We start from the raw sequence: 1347 nt of genomic DNA, 5'->3' as shown, positions 1-1347 counted from the left end.
GCCGGGCCGAGCGCCGCACCCGGCGGATCCGCTCGAGGTGCTCGAGGTAGCGCCGGGCCGTCACGCGGGAGATGCCCAGGCGCTCGCCCACCTCGGCCGCGCTCAGGGCGGTCTCCGGGTCCGCCCCCAGCAGCTCCACCACCTCGCGCAGGGTGCTCTCGGTCAGCCCCTTGGGCAGGGCCTCGGCGCGCCGCTCGCGGGAGACGCGGAAGACGGCGTCCACCTGCTCCTGGCCGTCGAGGGCGCCGTCGCCGGCCAGCATCGCCGAGGCGGCGCGGAACCCGCCCAGCCGATCCGCGAACTCGTCGAACCCGAACGGCTTCACGAGGTACTGCGTCACGCCGTACGCGACGGCGCGGCGCACCACCGGCAGGTCGGTGGCCGCGGTGAGCGCCAGCACCCCGCCGTGGAAGCCGGCCGCGCGCAGTTGGTGCAGGAAGTCCAGGCCGTGCCCGTCCGGCAGGTTCATGTCCAGCAGCACGACGTCGAACGGGAAGCGCCCGTCCGCGTGCAGGCCCGCCGCGGCGACCTGCCGCGCGGCCAACAGGGAGCCGGCCACCGCGGCCACCTCGAAGCCCGGCAGCCGGTCCAGGTGCGCCACGTAGGTCTCGGCCGTCAGCTGCTCGTCCTCGACGACGAGCACCCGGTACGGGCGGGCGGTCATATCTCCTCCTGGGGTCGGGGGTCGCGGGGCACCTCGACGGTGAACACGGTGCCCGAGTCGGTCGCGACGTCCGCGACCCCGCCGGCCTCCTCCGCGATCCGCCGCGTCAGCCACAGCCCCATGCCGCGTCCGGCGGCGCCGACGGGCTTCGTCGACCAGCCCCGGTCGAAGAGTCGGCCGCGGTCCGCGTCGGAGGGTCCGGGGCCGCCGTCGGCCAGCTTGCACGAGCAGGCCCGCGGCGTCCGAGACCACCTCGACGTCGACCCACCGGTCTGCCGCGGACAGGTCGGGTGCGGCGGCCGCGTCGAGGGCGTTGTCCACGAGGTTGCCCAGCACGGTCAGCAGGTCGAGCGGGCGCAGCGGGGCGGGCGCGGTCAGCTCGGCGGACCAGGTCAGCGCCACGCCCCGCTCACGCGCCTGGGCGGCCTTCGCGTCGAGCAGGGCGGCGAGGACGTCGTCGGAGGCCTCCTCGTCCGGGGCGCGGCGGGACAGCACGGCCCGGGCGGCCTCCAGCCGGCCCGACTCGACGAGGGCGAGGGCGGTGTGCAGCTGGTTGGCGTGCTCATGCGTCTGCGCGCGCAGCGCCGTGGTCAGGGTGTGGGCCACGGTGAGCTCGTCGCCGAGCCGCTGCAGGTCGGTGCGGTCGTGCAGGACGAGCACGCGCGATCCCGCCGGGGCGGTGG

The 1347-nt window shown here is 76.5% G+C and carries 2 protein-coding genes; both read right to left on the bottom strand.

The window, feature by feature from the left end; translation table 11 throughout:
- Nucleotides 1-664, bottom strand: a 664-nt coding sequence (locus tag HMPREF3105_RS13745) for a response regulator (RefSeq protein WP_070708536.1), incomplete at its 3' end; no start/stop codon positions are given.
- A complete protein-coding gene (locus HMPREF3105_RS13740) occupies nucleotides 661-882 on the bottom strand; it encodes an ATP-binding protein (RefSeq protein WP_342356216.1) in 222 nt (73 codons plus the stop codon). The genes HMPREF3105_RS13745 and HMPREF3105_RS13740, both read right to left, overlap by 4 nt.
- Between the last annotated feature and the right edge of the window lie 465 nt (nucleotides 883-1347).

The organism is Micrococcus sp. HMSC31B01, assembly GCF_001816085.1.
GTDB lineage: Bacteria > Actinomycetota > Actinomycetes > Actinomycetales > Micrococcaceae > Micrococcus > Micrococcus luteus.
This window is presented reverse-complemented; position numbering and strand designations above follow the sequence as displayed.